This is a genomic window from Halopseudomonas oceani (assembly GCF_002903165.1).
Taxonomy (GTDB): Bacteria; Pseudomonadota; Gammaproteobacteria; order Pseudomonadales; family Pseudomonadaceae; genus Halopseudomonas; species Halopseudomonas oceani.
In genome coordinates this window covers 34296-54081 of sequence record NZ_PPSK01000016.1, presented here as the reverse complement: position 1 = coordinate 54081, position 19786 = coordinate 34296, and the positions used below count along the sequence as shown (strand labels likewise).

14 protein-coding genes are annotated in these 19786 nt (G+C 60.8%); 7 read left to right on the top strand and 7 right to left on the bottom strand.

The annotated features are described in order from the left end of the window. Window positions 1–61: 61 nt before the first annotated feature. Complete coding sequence (locus C1949_RS14800; protein WP_104739252.1) at window positions 62–1147, top strand: AI-2E family transporter; 1086 nt, start codon at window positions 62–64, stop codon at window positions 1145–1147. A gap of 37 nt (window positions 1148–1184) precedes the next feature. Here the strand turns inward: C1949_RS14800 and C1949_RS14795 are convergent, their stop codons facing one another. Next, window positions 1185–3020 (bottom strand): sensor domain-containing diguanylate cyclase, encoded by a 1836-nt coding sequence (locus C1949_RS14795; protein WP_170063091.1) that lies wholly within the window; start codon window positions 3018–3020, stop codon window positions 1185–1187. A gap of 277 nt (window positions 3021–3297) precedes the next feature. Here C1949_RS14795 and C1949_RS14790 point away from each other — a divergent pair, with 277 nt between their 5' ends. Both C1949_RS14790 and C1949_RS14785 read left to right on the top strand, forming a co-directional pair. Continuing rightward, window positions 3298–5892: a LuxR C-terminal-related transcriptional regulator gene (locus tag C1949_RS14790; protein WP_146040333.1), complete on the top strand. Its 2595-nt coding sequence runs from the start codon at window positions 3298–3300 to the stop codon at window positions 5890–5892. A gap of 116 nt (window positions 5893–6008) precedes the next feature. After that, window positions 6009–7811 carry an acyl-CoA dehydrogenase gene (locus C1949_RS14785; RefSeq protein WP_104739280.1) on the top strand — a complete coding sequence of 601 codons (1803 nt, stop codon included), beginning with the start codon at window positions 6009–6011 and terminating at the stop codon, window positions 7809–7811. A 129-nt stretch (window positions 7812–7940) separates the two neighbouring features. Here C1949_RS14785 and fabF read toward each other — a convergent pair whose 3' ends face one another. Beyond that, a complete protein-coding gene (gene fabF / locus C1949_RS14780; protein WP_104739249.1) occupies window positions 7941–9212 on the bottom strand; it encodes a beta-ketoacyl-ACP synthase II in 1272 nt (423 codons plus the stop codon). A gap of 109 nt (window positions 9213–9321) precedes the next feature. Here fabF and C1949_RS14775 point away from each other — a divergent pair, with 109 nt between their 5' ends. Further along, a complete protein-coding gene (locus C1949_RS14775; protein ID WP_104739248.1) occupies window positions 9322–9825 on the top strand; it encodes a winged helix-turn-helix transcriptional regulator in 504 nt (167 codons plus the stop codon). A gap of 1 nt (window position 9826) precedes the next feature. Here C1949_RS14775 and C1949_RS14770 read toward each other — a convergent pair whose 3' ends face one another. The 3 genes from C1949_RS14770 to C1949_RS14760 all read right to left on the bottom strand — a co-directional run bounded on the left by C1949_RS14770 (window position 9827) and on the right by C1949_RS14760 (window position 12852). Continuing rightward, a complete protein-coding gene (locus C1949_RS14770) occupies window positions 9827–10867 on the bottom strand; it encodes an MBL fold metallo-hydrolase (RefSeq protein ID WP_104739247.1) in 1041 nt (346 codons plus the stop codon). A 40-nt stretch (window positions 10868–10907) separates the two neighbouring features. Further along, window positions 10908–11774 (bottom strand): phytanoyl-CoA dioxygenase family protein, encoded by an 867-nt coding sequence (locus tag C1949_RS14765; protein WP_104739246.1) that lies wholly within the window; start codon window positions 11772–11774, stop codon window positions 10908–10910. A 196-nt stretch (window positions 11775–11970) separates the two neighbouring features. Further along, window positions 11971–12852: a LysR family transcriptional regulator gene (locus tag C1949_RS14760; protein WP_104739245.1), complete on the bottom strand. Its 882-nt coding sequence runs from the start codon at window positions 12850–12852 to the stop codon at window positions 11971–11973. A 105-nt stretch (window positions 12853–12957) separates the two neighbouring features. Between C1949_RS14760 and C1949_RS14755 the strand changes: the two genes are divergently transcribed. Next, window positions 12958–13857, top strand: coding sequence for a DMT family transporter (locus tag C1949_RS14755; RefSeq protein ID WP_104739244.1), 900 nt, complete (start codon window positions 12958–12960; stop codon window positions 13855–13857). A gap of 163 nt (window positions 13858–14020) precedes the next feature. On the opposite strand, the gene C1949_RS14750 is transcribed toward C1949_RS14755, so the two are convergent. Further along, window positions 14021–15082: an MBL fold metallo-hydrolase gene (locus tag C1949_RS14750; RefSeq protein WP_104739279.1), complete on the bottom strand. Its 1062-nt coding sequence runs from the start codon at window positions 15080–15082 to the stop codon at window positions 14021–14023. Window positions 15083–15756: 674 nt separating this feature from the next. After that, a complete protein-coding gene (locus C1949_RS14745) occupies window positions 15757–16680 on the bottom strand; it encodes a LysR family transcriptional regulator (protein ID WP_104739243.1) in 924 nt (307 codons plus the stop codon). 260 nt (window positions 16681–16940) lie between these two features. Here C1949_RS14745 and C1949_RS14740 point away from each other — a divergent pair, with 260 nt between their 5' ends. Both C1949_RS14740 and C1949_RS14735 read left to right on the top strand, forming a co-directional pair. Further along, window positions 16941–17723, top strand: a complete 783-nt coding sequence (locus C1949_RS14740; protein ID WP_170063090.1) for an alpha/beta fold hydrolase — start codon at window positions 16941–16943, stop codon at window positions 17721–17723. A 174-nt stretch (window positions 17724–17897) separates the two neighbouring features. Then, the gene (locus C1949_RS14735; protein WP_104739241.1) at window positions 17898–19778 is read left to right on the top strand and encodes a DUF1302 domain-containing protein; all 1881 of its coding nucleotides are present in this window, start codon (window positions 17898–17900) and stop codon (window positions 19776–19778) included. Window positions 19779–19786 lie beyond the last annotated feature (8 nt).

The following is a 19786-nucleotide window of genomic DNA, read 5'->3' as shown; positions in this document are numbered from 1 at the left end:
AGGGTGTAAACGTCCGGGTTTTCTGCTCAAATCGGGTTTTCCATGGCAGGAGCCCGAGCCAATGCAGGCAAAACTTGAGCAGCGTTCATTTCTATTGTTGCTGATCGTTGTAACCCTTCTCTTTCTCTATCTACTCAAACCCTTTTTCGGCGCAGTGTTCTGGGCATGTGTGATTGCCCTGCTGTTCCACCCCCTGCATATACGCCTGAGCAAACGCTGGGGCGGCCACGAAAACATGGCCGCACTGGCCACACTGACTGTCTGCATGGCGCTGTGTATTCTGCCGGCGGTATTTGTCATCACCTCGTTTGTGCAGGAAGGCCACGCGCTGTACGAGCGGGTGCAGAGCGGCAAGTTGGACCCGGCCGCGATCATGGACAAACTGCGTACCAGCTTCCCGATGGTTGAGAGCCTGTTTGGACGCTTGAATATCGACCTCGACCGCATCAAGTCGCTCGCCACTGATGCAGCGGTTACTTCCAGCCGTTTCCTGGCACAGAATGCCGTTCAGCTAGGCCAAGGAACATTGAGCTTTTTCGCCAGCCTGGCACTGATGATTTACCTGGCATTCTTCCTGCTGCGCGATGGTCCCGAGCTGGTCAATCTGCTGGTACGCGCCTTGCCACTGGGCGATGAACGCGAATATCAGCTGTTCGGCAAGTTCGCCGAAGTGACCCGCGCCACCGTCAAAGGCAATCTGGTGGTCGCCGCAGTCCAGGGCGCGCTCGGCGGACTGATCTTCTGGGCACTGGATATCCCCGGTCCACTGCTGTGGGGTGTGGTGATGACAATGCTGTCGCTGATCCCGGTAGTCGGTGCCAGCCTGATCTGGGGCCCCGTCGCGATCTATCTGTTGGCGATTGGGCACTGGACCCAAGGCATCATCCTGATCGCCTTCGGCGCGCTCGTCATCGGCCTGGTCGATAACCTGCTGCGCCCGCTGTTGGTGGGGCGCGACACCAAGCTGCCGGACTATCTGGTCCTGCTGTCAACGCTCGGCGGCTTTGCCCTGTTCGGCATAAACGGTTTTGTTATTGGACCGCTGATTGCGGCGCTGTTTATTGCCTTTTGGCAGATATTTGTCGAAGAGTTTAATCCGACCGCCGACGCGCAGGCAGTGGAGCAGCAGGCCGAGGAACTGGAATAGCAGCGCCGCTGCGGGCTATTCGCCGCTCAGGCGGGCATTACCTGCCCGCCTGGTCCGGCGTCCACCGCACCACACGATTACGCCCCTGCGCCTTGGCAAGGTAGAGTGCACGATCCGCAAGGTTGAACCAGTGATCAACATCGTGCAGGCCATCAAAAAAGTCGCAGTAGCCGATGCTGACGGTAATGCCGATTTCGATGTCGTCGTCGAGCTGGATGCAGGACGCCTGCAGCGACAGCCGAAATCGCTCCAGCACATCGAGGGCATTTGTTTCTGACGTCTGGGTCAGCAGCACCGCAAACTCCTCCCCGCCTACCCGTGCATGCACATCCGAGCGCCGCACGGCATCGGATAGCGTCTGTGCAAACAACTGCAGAACCTTATCTCCCGCCTGATGGCCGTATTTGTCGTTTACCGACTTGAAAAAGTCGATATCCATGACCGCCAGCGAGACCCGCTGACCATAGCGCAGCGCCTGCTCGAACAGGCTGTCGGCCATGCTGAAAAACAACTTGCGATTGGCCAGTCCAGTCAGGGCATCATGCGTCGCCTCGCGCAGCAGCGCGGCCTCAGCCTGCGCGCGCTGCTCTTCCAGCTGGCGGGCGCGGATCATGGTGCCCAACACAGTCGCAAACGGCGCCAGCAACTCGATTTGCTCCTTGCTGTATCCGCCATCACGGTTGCCAACCGCGATCATCCCGACAGCCTCGCCATTGAAGCGCAGCGGAATGCCCAGAAAGTTATTGATCGCCGGATGTCCATGCGGCTGGCCCCGGCTGGCCGGATGCCGACTGACCGTGTCGGTGCAGACCACCGTGTTGTGAGTGACAACATGGCCAAACAAGTTGTTGAGCGAGTGAAAGCGCAGGGACTGCCCCTCGTACCGGTGGGAGGCATACCAGGCGCGACTGGCGTCATCCCAGCTGATATTGGAGATGCTGGGGACCTCCAGATACTGCGAACCGTCTTCGGTGTTACGCAGAATGCCAATAAAGCCCAGCCGGCTGTCAGTGATCGCCAGCAGCGGCTCGAACAGGCGGTCACACGCGGCGACCAGGCTTTGATCGACCAAAAAGGCCTGCTGCACCTCCGCAACCAGTGACATCAACTCCTGCTGGCGCACGTCCAACTGTTCCAGTTGCCGATGGAGGGTGACATCTCGAATGCAGCCGCAGACCCGCGCATACTCCCCCTTTTCCATCGCCGGCAAGGTGGCCGCCGCAACAATGATCCAGCGATAGTGACCATCAGCCGCACGTACACGCAGCTCAACTTCCTCCACGTCAAAACTCGCGCGCGGAGTCAGGCCTGCCTTGACCGCTTGTTCGAGCGTCTGGCGGTCATCGGGATGGATCCGTTCCAGACAGGCTTCAAGCGACAGGTCCGCAGCATGCGGCCCCAGTCCGAGCCAGTCAGCGGCACGTTCGCACAGGGTGACAAAGTGATCATCCGGGCACCACTCCCAGACGCCAGAACAGGCTGTCTGGAGCGCGGCCAGCAGCCGATGGGAAGCCTGCTCTTCGGCACGCTCATCCAACTTGAGGGGGGTCACATCCTGCAGGAAGACCTGCACCAGATCCGGCGCCGGACGCGCCCCGTCAAACGACAGCATCACCCAACGGTCACCGATCAGAAAGGTCAGCTGACGACGCCTGTCCTGCCCTTTCGCCAACTGGATAAACAGCTCGTCAAGCCGCCGCGCAGAAAGCGGTGAAACCAGCAAACCGAGCCCAGCGCCCTGCTTGATCCGCGCCACGGTATCTCGCCCAACGACCGCATCCAACGCGGCATCCCACTCAGCGAGCAAATAAGGTCGCGTCAGCTGAATGAGCACCTCGGCGTCGTGGCGCGCGTCTTTCAGATTGCTGCTCACGTGCTTTCCCATTGCACATCGTCCTCATTGCCCAAGACTCGAAGACGAGCCTGCGCCCACCCTTGCGTCCGCGCCTGCACTGTTAGCGGAGGTCAGAACCAATACCTGCTTCCTTTCTTTTTAGAGCATAGTGTTGATCAGTAATGGCGCAAGGCCGCCCTGGCCAAAGCCGACGCAAGCCCTATGCGCAACGCCCTGCAGCCGTATAATGGCCGCATTGCAAAAGGTGATGGGCAGGTCGATGACAGAGCTGCAGCAAGCAGGCAAAGTGGGAACAGTGTCAGCGGTCACACTCAACCGTGCACGCCTGCGCCCGCCGCCGTTACCCGCAGCCATGCTTGAACGCGATGCACTGGTCCGGTGCCTGAGCGCATCAGGCAGCCGTCTGACCCTGCTGACCAGCCCCCTCGGTTACGGCAAGACGACACTGATGGCAGCCTGCGCCGTTAACATGGACGGAGACTGGGGCTGGCTGCGATGCTGCAGCGCAGACAACCAGCCAGCGGTGTTTCTGCAGCATCTCGCTGCCCTGTTCGGCCTGCTACCGTCGTCCCCTGAACAGGAGCAGACACTCGGCACCGCGTTGTTCAATGCACTCGAAGCCCGTTCCCGGCCTTTCACCCTGTTTCTCGATGACCTGCATCTGCTGCGTTCGCCCGGCACCCGACGGCTGCTGAATGAACTGATTGGCTTCGCCGCGCCCCAACTAAGAATCGTCGCGGCAAGCGAAGGGCTACCCGAACTGGAAATCGCGCACCTGCGCAGGGACCAGCAATTACAGCTGATCGGTACCAGTGAGCTGTCGCTCGACAACACCCAGATCGCACAACTGGCCAGTAAACGCGGCGCCATACTGGATAACGACAGCATCTACCAGCTGCGCACCAGCAGTGAAGGTTGGATCAGCGGCGTGCTGCTTGCGCTGGCAGCACGCGCCGACAACGCAGACGCCAGCGAATATATCGCCGACTACCTCAGCCAATCGCTGCTGCAAGGTCTGCCGCCCAAAATGCAGTACTTTCTTCAGCAGACTGCGGTGGTCAGTGCGTTCAACCCCGAGCTGGCCGCGCAGCTGAGCGGGGACGAACAGCCTGAGCGTACCCTGCGCTGGCTCAGCCGCCACGACCTGTTCATCCAGCCCAACCCCGATGACCTGCTGACCCACCGCTACCACCCCGCCCTGCGCAGCGCCTGCCTTCGTCACCTGCAACGCTGCGACTCAGCGTCACTGCGCGCCCTGCATCTGCAGGCCGCCGACTGGCTGCTGCAGCATCGCTGCTATGGCGAGGCGGTCTACCAGTTGGGGCGCGGCGGCGATTACAACCGCTTGCTGGCCGAGGTCGAACAGCACAGTTTTGACCTGCTGCGCGAGGGCAAGGTCGACTCCATCGTCGACTTTCTGATGGACTTGCCCGACCGTGACACCGATCACCTGACACTGGCGATCACCGAGGCGAGCACCGTAATCGCCACCAATGATATCGAGCGTGCGCGCCACTGCCTGCTGCTCCTGCAACGCCTGGTGCGTGAGGCGCAGGTGCCCGCCGACCGCCCCGAGCGGCTGTTCCAGACCATCGCCTTTTTGCGCAGCAGACTCGCCGTACTGGGCGGCAACTACCGGCATGGTCTGCGGTTGACTGACAGCAGCATGCGTCACTGGCCCCAACGTACCGCCGCCAGCGCTGTGCTGCTCTACAACCGCGCTAGCTGCCTGCTGGCACTCGGCGACCTGGATTGCGCCGAGCAGGCGGCCCATGAAGCACTGGAACAACTGACCCAGTTCGCCTTCCGCGGCTACACCCACAACCTGCACCTGCTACTGACCCAGATCGACCTTGCTCGCGGCGATACCCTGCAGGCTGACCAGCGCCTGGTGAGCATGCTGCAGCACGACCCAGCAGCCACCTCCAACACCTTCTACGACCTGTTCCTCAACATCGGCCAGGCGCTGGTCCAGATGCAGCAAGGCAAATTTGAGGCAGCGCGCCAGCAGTTGGCCCAGGCCGAGGCCGCCGCGCTGGAGGTGGTACACAGCGCAGCCCTGCCCTGGGTATTGCACCATCAGGCCTGTCTGTACGACGCCTGGGGTCAGCCCGAGCAGGCAATCAAGCTCTGGGATGAGTCGCGCAGGCTGGCATGGCAATACCGCTTGTACGGTATCTATCGCATCGCCGGCGCCTGGCGGGTACGGCTGGCGGTGCGTCAGCAGGACGAGCCCATCATTGCCCAGTGGCTGGATGAATGGGGCTGGTGTGAAGAGCACTACGGCGAGGCACTGCACTACGAAGAACGCCTGGCCCGCGGCTGGGTGCTCTGCCATCAGGGGGAGACTCGAACGGCGCAGGCGCTGGCCCACCAACTACAGGAGCAGGCAAGTGCACAGGGCAACCGACTGCTCGCGTTGCAGGTGCATCTGCTCAACGCTCGGATCGCCCGAAACGGGCATCAGCAGGCCGAGCTGTATTTGGCGCTGGAGCAGGCTTTGCAGCTGAGCCTTGGTCACCGCCTGGGCCAATTGCTCCAGCACGAAGGCACGGAACTGCGCAACGAGCTGCGTCAGTTGCTGTCACCTGCCTTCCGTCGCCAGCAAGGCTTGCCCGACCTACCGACCAGCAAGCAACTGCTCCATCCACTGCAGGCCCTGCTTGCTGACGCCGATCCGCAGCAGACCCTGATCGACCCCTTGACCCGACGTGAGCAGGACGTGCTGCAGCGGATCGCCCGCGGCCAGGGTAATCAGCAGATTGCCAACGGTCTCAACGTCAGCCTCAGCACGGTCAAGACCCACATCAACAACCTGTTCCGCAAACTCGGCGCCGCCGAGCGGCAGCAGGCCATTCAGATTGCCCGCACACTGAATTTGCTGACCTGAATCTCCACCCGTCTCCACCCAAAATTCAACCTGCAAATCCACCCGTGGTTTGACGCAAACCCGCGTCCGGCTTGTTACAACGTCTGCCTGTGATCCACCCTGCCGACGAGGCCATCATGTCCGACAAGCTGCTGAACGAACGCGAGCTGAACTTCCAGCTCTACGAAATGCTCGACACCGAGGCGCTACTGCAACGTCCGCGCTACGCCGAGCACGACCGCGCCGTCTTCGACGCCACGCTGGAAACCGCCCGCGGCATCGCTGCCGAATTTCTTGCCCCGCACAACCAGAAAGGCGACGCCAACGAGCCGACCTTCGACGGTGAAAAGGTCACCCTGATTCCGGAAACCAAAGCCGCCTGGAATGCACTGGCCGAGGCCGGCTTCCACGCCGCGCACCACGACGCCGAAGACGGCGGCCTGCAGCTGCCGGAAGTCATCCTGCGCAGCTGCGTTGCGTATTTCAGCGCCGCCAACATCTCCACTTCCGGCTACTCCTTCCTGACCATCGGCTCCGCCAACCTGGTCAAGAGCTTCGCCAGCGATGCGCTGCGCGAGCGCTTCCTGCCGCCGATGCTGGACGGCCGCTACAGCGGCACCATGGCCCTGACCGAGCCGGGCCAAGGCTCTGCCCTCGGCGACATCCGCACCACCGCACGCCCGGCAGCAGACGGCAGCTACCGCGTATTCGGCCAGAAGATGTTCATCTCCGGCGGCGACCACGAGCTGACCGACAACATCGTGCACATGGTGCTGGCGCGTATCGAAGGCGCACCGGCTGGCGTCAAGGGCATCTCCCTGTTCCTGGTACCCAAGGTGCTGGTCAACGAGGACGGCAGCCTGGGCGCGCGCAACGACGTCGCACTGGCCGGTCTGCTGCACAAGATGGGTTACCGCAACACCACCTCCACCGTACTGAGCTTCGGTGAGCAGGACGGTGCGGTCGGCTATCTGGTCGGCGAGGCCAACAAGGGCCTGTCGTATATGTTCCAGATGATGAACGAAGCCCGTATCGGCGTTGCCCTCGGCGCTTCCGTGCTGGCCTATCAGAGCTACATTCACGCGCTCGACTACGCCCGCGAACGCCCGCAGGGCCGTCTGCCGGGCAGCAAGGACCCGTTGTCTACCCAGGTGCGCATCGTCCAGCACGCTGACGTGCGCCGCATGTTGCTGCAGCAGAAGGTCTACGCCGAAGGCAGCCTGAGCCTGTGCCTGTATGCCAGCAGCCTGTTCGAGGACTCGCACACCGCGCCGACCGAAGCCGAGCGTGAAGACGCCAACGAGCTGCTCGATCTGCTGATCCCGATGGTCAAGTCCTACCCCTCCAAGTACGGCGTGATCGCCTCCGATCTGGGCATCCAGATCCTCGGTGGCTCCGGTTACATCCGCGAATATCCGCTGGAACAGTACTACCGCGACAACCGCCTGAACCCGATCCACGAAGGCACCGAAGGCATCCACGGGCTCGACCTGCTGGGCCGCAAACTGAGCCAACGCGGCGGCAAGGGCTACCGCCTGTTCCTCGCCGCAGCGCGCGCCAGCATTGCCGAAGCCGGCACCAGCAAACAATGCGCTGGCATGGCCGCGGCGCTGAACGACGCGGTTGGCATTCTGGATCAGGTGAGCAGCGATCTGCTGCAACAGGTCGCAGCTGACGTCGACCTGGGTCTGGCCAATGCCACCGCCTACCTAGACCTGTTTGGTCGCGTGGTTGTCGGCTGGATCTGGCTGCGTCAGGCACTGGTGGCCGAACGCGCGCTGGAGGCTGGCGCAGAAGGCAGCGAGGCCGACTTCTACCAGGGCAAGCTGCACGCCGCGCGCTACTTCATGGACTGGGAACTGGCCAGCCTCGCCAGCCAGGCTAGCCTGCTGAGCACCGGCAACCGCCTGACCTACGACATGCAAGACGCCTGGTTCTGAGTTTGGGCCTCAGGGCCTGAAATCGGAAAGGTTGCGGGCGGCTCCACGCCGCCGCCCGCGCCATCTGCTTTTCCCTTCTGCACTCCCTCCCCTGTACCTAATCAAGCACAGAGTCCCCCAAGACGGTATCTACGACGCCCAACGCTTAAACAGCACGCTGGCATTCACCCCGCCAAACCCAAACCCGTTCGACAGTGCGTACTCGATAGCCATTGGCCGTGCACCGCCGCGTACCAGATCCAGGCCCGCCGCCGCCTCATCGGGGTTGTCGAGATTCAGCGTTGCAGGCGCCAACTGGTCGCGCAGCGACAGCACGGTAAACACCGCCTCGATGCCGCCTGCCGCACCCAGCAAATGGCCGGTAGCCGACTTGGTCGAGCTGATGGCCGGGCCATCACTGTTACCGAACAACGCTTTGAGTGCCGCCAGTTCCCCCAGATCACCGACTGGAGTGGAGGTGGCATGGGCATTGAGGTACTGCACTTGCTCCGGAGTGACGCCCGCCTGTTTGAGCGCTTGTTCCATGGCCCGGCGCGCGCCGCTGCCGTCTTCCGGTCCAGCGGTCATGTGATAGGCGTCGGCGCTGGTGCCGTAACCCACCAACTCTGCCAGCGGCGTCGCACCGCGGGCCAAGGCATGCTCCAGTGACTCGATCACCAAGAGTCCTGCCCCCTCACCCATGACAAAACCGTCACGCGCCTGATCAAAAGGCCGCGAGGCCTTTTCCGGCGCATCACTGTGGCTGCCGGACAACGCACGCGCTGCTGCAAAGCCGCCGAGGCTGACGCGGTGAATGCAGGCCTCGGCGCCGCCGGCAATGGCAATATCGGCTTCGCCTGCGCGAATCATCCGCGCCGCATCACCAATCGCCTGCACGCCCGCTGCACAGGCGGTAACCGGCGCGCCAAGCGGCCCCTTGAAGCCGTGCAGAATGGAAATGTGGCCGGCAGCCATGTTGCAGAGAAAGGCCGGGATGGTGAACGGCGACAGCCGGCGCGGACCTTTGCTGTCGGTAGTGCGCACCGCTTCGACCATGGCCGGGAAGCCGCCAGTGCCCGAAGCAATGATGGTGGCGGTACGCTCCTGCCCCTCGCTGTCCTGCGGAGCCCAGCCCGCTTGGGTCAGTGCCTCCTGCGCAGCGGCGATGGCAAACAGGATAAAGCGGTCCATCTTGCGCTGCTCTTTCGCCGGCAGGTAGCAGTCCGGGTCGAACCCGGCTTGCGGGTCCTGCTCGACGCTCGGTACCTGGCCGCCAATACGAACCGCCAGGTCACCGATCAGCTCTTCGGGCAACGTGCGGATGCCGGACTGACAAGCCGTCAGCCGTTGCCAGACCGCTTCCACTCCTGTTCCCAGCGGCGATACCGCGCCCATGCCGGTGACCACAATGCGCTTGTTCATCAGAGTCCTGCTCCTTCGTTTCGGGAAAGTCCAATAGCAGATGGACGTTACTATCATAATGAAAGTAACATTCTGAGCCAGACTTGTATGCAACCGGACGATCAGATTTATGCAGCGAAAGAAGCTCACCCACGTCGAATGCCCCATTGCCCGCAGCCTGGATCAAGTCGGCGAGTGGTGGAGTATTTTGCTGATGCGTGATGCCCTGCATGGATTACGTCGGTTCGATGCGTTTTCACAGAGTTTAGGCATTGCGCCAAACATGCTGACCCGGCGCCTCAACGCACTGGTCGAGGCCGGAATGCTGGAACGGGTGCCTTACAGCCAGCGGCCGCTGCGCTACGAATACGTGCCGACGACCAAGGGTGAGGACTTTGCGTCGGTGCTGATGGCCTTCGTTGACTGGGGCAATCGCCACTACGCCGCTGAGGGCGAAAGCGTGCAGGTGGTGGATCGTGACACCGGCAAGCGCCTGCAGTTGGCCTTCACCGACCCGGAGGACGGCCGTGTGCTCGCGCCGGAACAGTGCACAGTGCAGCCGGGGCCGGCCGCCAGCGACGCGATGCGCGAGCGTCTTGGCCGCAAGCACGCTCGCCCAGCGTTGACCACCTGATTTAGTGCCCGCAAGCCCGATACCACTCCACGCCATGGGCATCACGCTGCATTTCGACTTGGCCCTGCGCAATCAGGCAGTTGAGGTTGGCGCGGCTTTCACCGGTCGCCAACGCCAGCACGATGCCGTCATCCATGCCAATCGGCCGACCAAACAAACACTCGAAAATATCGACACTGCGGTGGGGTTCACGCAGCTCGTCACGCAGCCGGTGCAGCAGCGCCTGTTGAGTGTCGACCAAATCAGTAATCCGTGCGTGCAAACTCTGGAAGCAGGCGTTGTGTGACGGCAGCACCAGCACGCGATCGCTGACAACATCACGAATCCGGCGCATCGAGGTCAGCCACTCACCCAACGGGTTGCCATCCGGGTCGCGGGCCTGTACCGATACGTTGGATGAAATCAGCGGCAATACCTGATCGCCGGAGATGAATAACTCAAGTTCCGCGCAGTACAGGCAGGCATGCTCGGCGGTATGGCCCTGGCCGACGATCACCTGCCAGTCGTGCTCGCCAATGCTGAGTACGTCGCCGTCACCGATACGGCGGAAGCGCTCGGGCAACGGATGCACCATGCTGGAGATACCGCCGTAGTTGTCGCGCCAGTAAGCAAGCGCGCTGTCGTTCCAGCCGGCACGACGGTAGAACGCCAGCTCCACCTCGGGGGCTTCCCGGCCCTGCAGCCGCGCCGCGTTGCAGGCGTGATATTCGATATGCGGCATCCACAGCTCGCAGCCAAAACGCTCGACCAGCCAGCCGGCCAGACCGGCGTGATCAGCGTGACGGTGGGTACAGATGACCCGCGTTACCGGCAGCCCCCCAAGTACCTCATCAAACAGCTGCTCCCAGACGGCCATCGCCTGCCTGGTCCAGACGCCGGTATCGACCAGCGCCCAGCCGTCGCGATCACGCAGTGCCCAGAGGTTCACGTGATCCAACCTGAACGGCAGCGGCATGCGAATCCACAGCACGCCCGGCTGCACCTCCAGCGTCGCGCCCAGCGCAGGTGTGGTAAGCGGATAAATCAGACCTTCTGTAGCCATCGCGTTACTGCTTCTTGATCAGGAGTGAGTGGAGAATGGGTCAGCTGGGTTTGTCTTCCAGCAGCCGCCTAGGATGCATGCCGTTAACCATGCCCATGAACGGCGGATGGATCGAGTAGCCCAGCATACGCTGAATATGCGGGCTGCATTCGCGGGCGCGCGGCAGCGGGACGGACAGGCTGAAATTTTCCTGCTGGCGCACCCAGGGCTCGCAGTACTGCGCGGTCACGGCAAGACGCGGCGCGGCGCTCTGGTTGGCACCACCGCCATGCCACAGGGTGCCGAGAAACAGCACCATAGAGCCCTTGGGCATGATCACTGGAATGCTCTTGGCGCAGTCGTCCGGCGTTGGGGTATGGCCGTCCCAGGTATGACTGCCGGGAATCACCACGGTGGCACCGTTGTCGGCGGTAAAATCGTCCATCGCAATGATGGTCGCCGCGCCGAAATGCGGGCGCGGCCGCGGCACCGGGTAGAAGGCATCGTCGTGGTGCAACGGTTGCGCCTGCTCGCCGGGCAGAATGTTGATCACCTGCAGTTGTGAGAGCAGATAATTCGGCGCCAGCACCTTATCCAGCAGCCCTAGCACCAACGGATGCTCAACCAGCGGATTGCACGCCAGGGTTTTGGAAATCACCGCATAGAGCCGCTGGGTCAGCGTCCCTTCAAAGTCGTTGCGACCGCAGTGCTCGGGCAGCAGCGCCCGCAACTCGGCGCTGATCTGCTCGATCTGCGCCTCTGGAACAATCCGCTCCAGAATCACATAACCATCGCGCAGCAATGCCGTATGCAGCCGCTCAAGCTCGGCGGCATCAACCGTATCCTGACTGCCGGCAGTCGACTTGTAGGCCTTGGCGTAGCCGCTTTTAAGGTACTCACTGTCACCCGATAACACGCGCTGACTCATGCCCGTCCCCTCTTATGGTTGTTGGCCGATGCGCAGGTGCCAGGCACCTGCCGGCATCGGTGGACGTGAACGATGCGATGACCGCGCCAAGCATTGCGCGGCGATAGCCCATTGTAGAGCGGCAGCCTCCGCTGATAAGGGGCACAAGGCAGACGATCCTGCCAATTACCGGACTGGTCAGTCTGCTGTTGAGGGGCTATTCAGCGAGCAAATGGTCAATCAGCGCACGGGCGAACGATGAAACCGGTGCCTTGCTGCTGGTGCAGATTTTCAGATCACGCTGGGCCCAGCTGTCTGCCAATTCGATGATTGATACCGGCTGACGGCCCGACAGCTTGACCGCCTCACGCGGTACCAAACCAACCCCAACCCCGGCGGCAACCATTCGGCATACCGCCTCGAAGCTGTTGACCTGCACGCGCACGTTCAAATGCGAGCCCATGTTGGAAGCGGTATTCATGGTGAAGGTGTGGATCGCCGAGCCCGCATGCAGCATGACAAAGGGTTCACCAATCACCTGAGCGAACGCCAATGAACCGGCTGCCGCCAGCCGGTGGCCCGGAGCGGTGATCAGGACCAGTCGATCCGCCCTGTACGGCACCAGATCAACGTCCTGATAGTCGTCGTAACCGGCCACGATGCCGATTTCGGCGTCGCCACGAGCAACACCGGCAAGGATGTCGGCACTGGTGTGCTCCTCCAGATTCACACTGACCTGTGGATGCTCAGCCAGAAACGCTGCCAGATCGTTCGGCAGATAGCTGTGAATCGCGTGCGTGTTGGCCCACAGCCGCACATGGCCCTGCACGCCCTCGGCAAAGGGCGCGAGATCCGAATGCATCTGTTCCAGCCGGGCGAACACCTGCCGGGCATGGCGCAGAAAGATTTCGCCGGCACGGGTCAGCTCGACGCCGCGTGAGCGCCGGTGCAGCAATACCGTGCCGAGTGACGCTTCCAGCATCTTGATCCGATGGCTGGCAGAGGACGGTGCCAAGAACGCCCGCTCCGCGCCGTGCGTCAGGCTCTGGCACTCGGCGATGGCAATGAACAGGCGTAGATCAGTCAGGTTGTATTTCATATGAATTCGAAAAATACGAACGATTGAATGGGAAAAACGCAATTCTACAGACGCCTTAAGGAGATTAGCATCCAACTAATTGAACCTAGGCCAATAGAGTCTCCCATGACCCGCACCGCCCTTTCCCCCAGACAGATCGGTATGCTGCTTGCCGTCCTTGCGGCTTTCGGCTTCTCGTTCAAGGCGATTTTCGTCAAGCTCGCCTACCTTGTCGGCCCCGTCGACGCGATTACCCTGCTCTCGCTGCGCATGCTGTTTTCGCTGCCGATGTTCCTGCTCAGCGGTTATGCCTACCTGCGCACCGGCCCCAGCCTCAACCGCAAGGATTGGGCGCTGCTGATCTTTCTCGGTCTGACCGGTTACTACGGCGCGTCGATTCTGGACTTTGCCGGGCTGCAGTACATCTCTGCCGGGCTGGAGCGGGTAATCCTGTTCACCTATCCGACCATCACTATCCTGATCGGCCTGCTGTTTCTTGGTAAAACCGCCAGCCCGCGCCTGATCGGCGCGCTGGTGCTCTGCTACGCGGGGGTGAGTCTGGTGTTTCTCAGCGACCACCAGTTCGCCGAAGACAGCATTGCCCCCTGGATCGGCGCGGCCCTGGTGTTCGGCTCGGCGCTGTCCTATGCCTGCTACACCGCGTTCGCCGAAGTGTCGATCGCCAAGCTCGGCGCCGCGCGGTTTTCGATTTTGGCGTTGATCGTGTCGATCCTCGCCGCGCAACTGCACTTTGTGGTCACCAACCCAATCAGCGACCTGATCCAACCGTGGCCAATCTACGCCTACTGCGCCGCCATGGCGCTGTTCTCGACCGTGCTACCGATCTTCTTTCAGTCCGGAGCAATTCAGCGTATTGGCGCCGGGCCAACGGTTCTGGTGGGGATGCTTGGTCCGGTCATGACCATTTTCTTCAGTTGGCTGCTGTTGGCCGAACCGCTTACCTGGGTACAGCTCGGTGGCACGGCACTGGTGATCGCCGGCATTTACCTGATCCGCAAAAGCTGAGGCGCGACGACTCTCCCAGGTCGCCGCGCACAGCCCGGAAAAGTCTTCGATGAAATACCTTGTTGCCCTGACTTTGTTTGCCCTGTTCATAACGACGTTGACCGGCTAGGCCAACGACGGCAGTGAACGGCTGCGCTATGCGCTGGATGCACAGCCAAAGCCGTCACTCTGCTGACGGTCGCCACCACTGGCTGCCGCCATGCGGCGCAGACATATCAAGAGGCTCCCCCATCTGCGGCGTGGCCAGCGCCACACCGTGCTGCTCAGCCAGTCGGGTTATCTGTTCAAACGGTTCTTCCCAGGTGTGCATCGACAGGTCAAAGGTGCCGTTGTGAATCGGATACAGCCAGCGCGCCCTGAGATCGAGGAAGGCCTGCAGGGTCTGTTCAGGCAGCATGTGCACATACACCCAACGCGGGTTGTAGGCCCCGGTCTCCATAAAAGCGATATCAAACGGGCCGAGGCGCTCAGCTATCTCGCGAAATCCGTCGAAATACCCGGTGTCACCGCTGAAAAACAGCTTGCTGTCCGGATGCTGCAGCACCCATGAGCACCAGAGCGTACGGTTGCCGTCCGAGAACCCGCGACCGGAAAAGTGCTGCGCCGGTGTCGCCGTCGCACGCACACCATCGATTTCGACGTCATCCCACCAGTCCAGCTCCCGCACCTTGCCGGGTGGAACGCCCCACCTGATCAGCGTCGCGCCGACACCCAGCGGTGTAATGAACTGCTCGACCTTGTGTTGCAGCTGCCGAATTGCAGCGTGATCCAGATGGTCGTAATGATTGTGCGACAGCACCACCACCTTGATCGGTGGCAACTCGGCAATCGAGATAGGCGGCGCATGAAAGCGTTTTGGCCCAAACCACTGCACTGGCGAAGCGCGCTTGCTGAACACCGGATCGGTTAGCCAGAAGGCATCATTGAGTTTGAACACCAGGCTGGAATGGCCGAGCCGCCAGACGCTGTTGTCAGGCGCCGCCAGCAGATCAGCCTTAGTCAACGGCTGCACTGATATAGCCCGATCCGGTACCGTTCCTGACGGTTTGTTGAAGAGGAAGTCGCGCCAGACCGCCAGCCCCTGCCGAAACGTCATTGGCTCACGCGACACCTTGTTGCGAAAGCGCTCATGGCGAAACTGTGCCGACTCGGGATAGATCGGTAGCGATGGTCTGAGTGATCCGGTGACCGCTGCGCGGGCAGCCGCCAGCAAAGACACCAGCATCGCCGACAGGCGCGTCGGACGCCAATCGGTGAACCTGCGCGGGCAGCGTTTTCCAAGCCCCTTGCCGTCATCCTTACTCATCACTTAGATACCTCCAGGCCCCTGGTCCGGCCGCCGGCTGCCGGCCGTATCATGATGTTAACTATTACTTATTCGAGCCGTCGCGGCGATTTCGCGCCGTGGGAAATGCTGACAAACGGTCCGACAGTGTTCTGGCGTCTCCACCTGATCACGTCCGCACGCGCTATCCGGCAAGGCCGTAAATCCAAGCGCAAGAATCAAACTGAGCCTCAGGATGCCTTCTAGCGCTGTGCATGCATGGGGTAATCGTTCGGACTGATGAGTGGTTTCTTATTGTGAACCTTGGCTTGCTCCTACACATTGGAAATGATGTGTGCGTGCGCCATAGACGCTCGATTGCCGAGCGCTAGTTTGGGCTGCCAAGCAGATAACTAAAAGTTCCAAAATGTCCGCCTATTTATGCATATAACGGAAGGTCGGCGACTGCCTGCCTCTTTCTTTGTCAGGCACACAGAAGCTGATCACGGTCTGTCACGCGCCTGACATATTGGGTTGAAGTCAGGTTCAGAGTGATCATATACCGCTCGTGTAATGCGCTTCTTCGCCCAACTGATTCGCTAGCCCTCCCGCTTGGGCTGTTACGCCTTCTATCTCTAGCTCACGAGACCTTGAACAGGTACTGACGCCTGCGTTGGTAGCAACTCCTGACACAGCCCAATGAAGCGTTGCGCGGCGGGCGAGCGAGAGCGCCCCGCCAGCTCAATGGCACACAGCTCCGCCACTAGCTCCCAGCCGTCTATATCCAGCGTCACCAGATCGCCTTCGGCCAGTTCAGCGTGGAACTGCCGCTCTGGTGCCACCATAACTGCATCAGTCTCCAGGGTTATTTGTTTCAGTACGTGGAAGTCGCTGCACAACACGCTGGCCTTCAGCTTGGCAAACTCTGGGAGCCTCTGGTATAGCGGGTGGCTGGGAGCAAGCTCGGTGGCAGACATCAGCGGGAAGTTCAGCAAATCGGTAAACGGGGGCGCTTGTTGCTGCGCCAGGGGGTGGCCTTTCCTGGTGATCAGTGAAATTTTCAGGTCCTGCAGCGCTTGCCACACCAGCCCCTCGACGTGTCTATAGCTACCCAGGCCAGCAATTACTAAGTCGTAGCTGCCGGTGGTCAGACCGTAGGCCAATTCTTCGGCCCCGCCCTCGTGAATTCGCACCTGGATATGCGGGTGATGTTTTACGAATCGGGGTAAGACGGTACGTAGGACCAGCTCCCGGGATGCTCGACCTATGCCAACCGACAGTTTCCCCGATTCAAGGTTGCGGTAGAGCCCTGCTTCTCGCTCGAGTTCCTCTACTTCGAGTAGCAGGTGGGCGCAGCGATCTCTAATTTTTAGATAAAACTCAGTTGCTTGCATCCCACTTTTGCTTCTATCGAACAGCCGAACGCCAAGAGCTTCCTCCAGATTGCCGAGGCTGCGGGTCAGTGCTGGCTGGGTAATGTAAAGCGCCTCAGCCGCACGGTGGATGCTGCCGTACTGATGAATAGCCATCAGGTGTTTGAGCTGTTTGAGTGTCAGCACTTTGATTCCTAAAATGCATCGATAAATGATTTTATTAAACTATTAATGATCTTTTCGCAAGCTTAGACTGCGGGCTACACAACAACAAACGCCGCACCACGTGTTACTGGCACCCTGAATGAAAAGGCCGGGGTAGCCTAGAACCGTGCAGCCGGCCTAGCCTGAGAGAGTTACTTATGCGTCTTCAGCCCTTCTCGAAGCGAGATATTCGCCACCTTGTTTCCATTGCTTGTGGTTTGATACTGCTGCAGGTTTCGGCCGTGAGCGAAGCACGTGAGCTTATGGTCACCGATCCACAGCGCACCATTCAGGTAGAAGTACTCGGCGAGGGGGTGCCCGTGGTACTAATTCCCTCTTTGGGGCGGGGTGCGCAGGACTTTGATGACCTGAAGGAACGCCTTACAGATGCCGGATATCAAGTAATCCTGCCGCTGCCACGCGGCATTGGGCAGAGCACCGGGAGTACCACCGGGCTAACCATGCAAGATATCGCCGCAGACGTTTACGCGGCCAGTCAGGCGGTAACCGATAAGCCGGTAGTGGTGGTCGGTCATGCTTTTGGCAATCGCGTGGCGCGTACATTTGCCAGCGAGTACCCGCAACACACGCGGGGGGTCATCCTGCTGGCGGCTGGCGGCTCAACCAATATCCCCAGCGCTATTGTTAAGGCCCTGCGCGACAGCTTCAGAAAGGATCTGCCCGAAGCCGAGCATCTGGCTGCCGTACAATTGGCCTTCTTTGCAGAGGGCAATGATCCGGCGCTCTGGCGTGATGGCTGGTACCCCGAGGTGGCGATGTATCAGGAGGCTGCCTTGAAGGCCACCTCCCTCGAGAGTTGGTGGGCGGGCGGTGTTGCCCCCATGCTGATAGTTCAGCCGCTGGAAGATCGCGTAGCCCCACCGGAAAATGCCGACCAACTGCTCAAGGCCTTCCCCGAGCGCGTGCAGGTCCAGATGCTAGCCAATGCCGGTCATGCGGTGCTGCCTGAGCAGCCGCAGCAGGTCGCCGAGATGATCATCAATTGGCTGAACGAGCATCTCTGAGACCGGCTCAGCACTCTCACCCATCATCAATCAACCCGAGGCGGCAGTTTTCGCTGGCCCAGGCAAAGAGTCTTGTCCCTGTGAAACTGAGTCACAGTCCTCGCCCCATCGTTAGCTACAAGCGACGGTATACGCAGGAATCCAGATCAATAACAACAATCAGGAGAGAGTCGCATGACTTCAATCGCTAACAATATCATGCACAGTCGTAACTGGTTGGGCAAAACCGCTCTGGCCTTGACCCCATTGGCATGCGTCATCTCGCTGCAAGCCAATGCCGGTCAATTCGAGTGGGGCGAGATCAGCGGGCGCGCCAATGGCAGCATCAGCACTGGAGTCATTTGGAGCGCGGAAAGCCCCAATCGAGACCTGATCTTACAGGGCAACGCTGACCACAACGGCTACGGCTCGGCCGGCGAGTTCAACCCGACTGGTGCACGTAACGCCGATGACAGCCGCCTCAACTACCAGAAAGGTGATCGGGTGTCCTCGCCGACCACCCTGCTCGGTGAAGTCGAACTTAACTGGCATAACTATGGTGTATTCATGCGTGCCAAGGCCTGGTACGACTACACCCTGGAAAACTCGACTGTCGCTCATGGTCACTCCCCCAACGGCTATAACCCAGACAGCAAGCTGGACGACAGCCACTTCGACGAACTGGCTAAGTTCCATGGTGTTGAGCTGCTGGACGCCTATGTCTTCGGCGATTTCGAAATCGCCGAACGTCCACTGCACCTGCGCGCTGGTAATCAAGTGGTTAACTGGGGTGAGGGCCTGTTTTTCCAGAACGGCCTCAACTCCATCAATCCGGTAGACGTAGCCGCCCTGCGCCGCCCCGGCTCACAGCTGAAGGAAGCCTTGCTGCCCGTGCCCCTGCTGTATGCCAACTTCGGCCTGACCGACGCTCTCAGCATAGAGGCCTTCTACCAGTTGCAATGGCGACAGTCGGTGCTGGAAGGCTGCGGCACCTACTTTGCGGTCAACGATTACTTACCCGAGGGATGCTACGGCATTGGACGCGGGACACTCGCACAGAATCCAAACGACCAAGTTGGTTATGCCAACGACTTCATCGTCCACCGAGCGGAGGACGACGAGGCGCGTGACGGTGGCCAGTTTGGCTTGGCTGCCCGCTACTACGCCGAAAGCCTGGCGACCGAGATCAGTGCTTATGCGATGAATATCCACTCGCGTATCCCAGTTGCCAACGTGATCACTGATCGACGAACAGAGGTCGGTGCCGGCTGGATCGCAGGCCAGCAGGCTAGCAACGGTGCGTATTATGCGGCCTTCCCTGAGGACATCCGCATCTTCGGCCTGAGTGTCTCCACCACCCTGCTTGGCAGCTCGGTGTTCGGCGAGTATAGCTACCGGCCAAACCAGCCAGTGCGTCTGCATGCCGGCGACCTCATTCCGGCCTTTTCCGGCAACCCAACCGCGATCGTCGGTCTAGGCGCACCGCTGGCCGACGAAGCCATAGCTCTGGCCCCCGACTCACGCTTTAATGGCTATGACCGTCTGGAAATCTCGCAACTGTCGCTGGGTTTTATCAAGACGGTGCCGCGTTTGCTGGGTGCGGACAACCTCAGTCTGGTGGGTGAGGTGGCAGCGAAGTACATCCACAATCTGCCAAGCCTTGATGAGCGTCGTTATGGCCGCGCCGATGCCTTTGGCAGCAACCTTGCAGCCAACCAGGGCCTAGGTTCAGTTGGCTGCACGTTGGGTGTCGCTCCACAATACCGCAAGAAAGTCTGCAGCAACGACGGGTTCGTCACCGATCTCTCCTGGGGCTATCGACTGCGCGCCCAGTTGAACTATCCGGGGCTGTTCGCCGGAATCAATGTCTCACCTTTCGTGGCCTTCGGTCAGGACGTGAAAGGCACCTCCCATGACGGCAACTTTATCGAGGGTCGTCTGCTCGGCTCTGTCGGCGTCAGGGCCGCATATCTGCAGAAATACTCTGCCGAACTGTCCTGGTCTGGATCCGGTAACGCCTTCTGGGCCCCGACAGATAAAGACTTTATCGCCCTCAGCCTGCGCGCAGGCTTCTAAGTAACGAG

Bases quoted from the DNA above. Each gene is read 5' to 3' on its own strand.
- C1949_RS14800 (WP_104739252.1), top strand. From the start codon at position 62: ATGCAGGCAAAACTTGAGCAGCGTTCATTTCTATTGTTGCTGATCGTT.
- C1949_RS14785 (WP_104739280.1), top strand. From the start codon at position 6,009: ATGTCCGACAAGCTGCTGAACGAACGCGAGCTGAACTTCCAGCTCTAC.
- fabF (WP_104739249.1), bottom strand. From the start codon at position 9,212: ATGAACAAGCGCATTGTGGTCACCGGCATGGGCGCGGTATCGCCGCTG.
- C1949_RS14775 (WP_104739248.1), top strand. From the start codon at position 9,322: ATGCAGCGAAAGAAGCTCACCCACGTCGAATGCCCCATTGCCCGCAGC.
- C1949_RS14770 (WP_104739247.1), bottom strand. From the start codon at position 10,867: ATGGCTACAGAAGGTCTGATTTATCCGCTTACCACACCTGCGCTGGGC.
- C1949_RS14765 (WP_104739246.1), bottom strand. From the start codon at position 11,774: ATGAGTCAGCGCGTGTTATCGGGTGACAGTGAGTACCTTAAAAGCGGC.
- C1949_RS14760 (WP_104739245.1), bottom strand. From the start codon at position 12,852: ATGAAATACAACCTGACTGATCTACGCCTGTTCATTGCCATCGCCGAG.
- C1949_RS14755 (WP_104739244.1), top strand. From the start codon at position 12,958: ATGACCCGCACCGCCCTTTCCCCCAGACAGATCGGTATGCTGCTTGCC.
- C1949_RS14750 (WP_104739279.1), bottom strand. From the start codon at position 15,082: ATGCTGGTGTCTTTGCTGGCGGCTGCCCGCGCAGCGGTCACCGGATCA.
- C1949_RS14735 (WP_104739241.1), top strand. From the start codon at position 17,898: ATGACTTCAATCGCTAACAATATCATGCACAGTCGTAACTGGTTGGGC.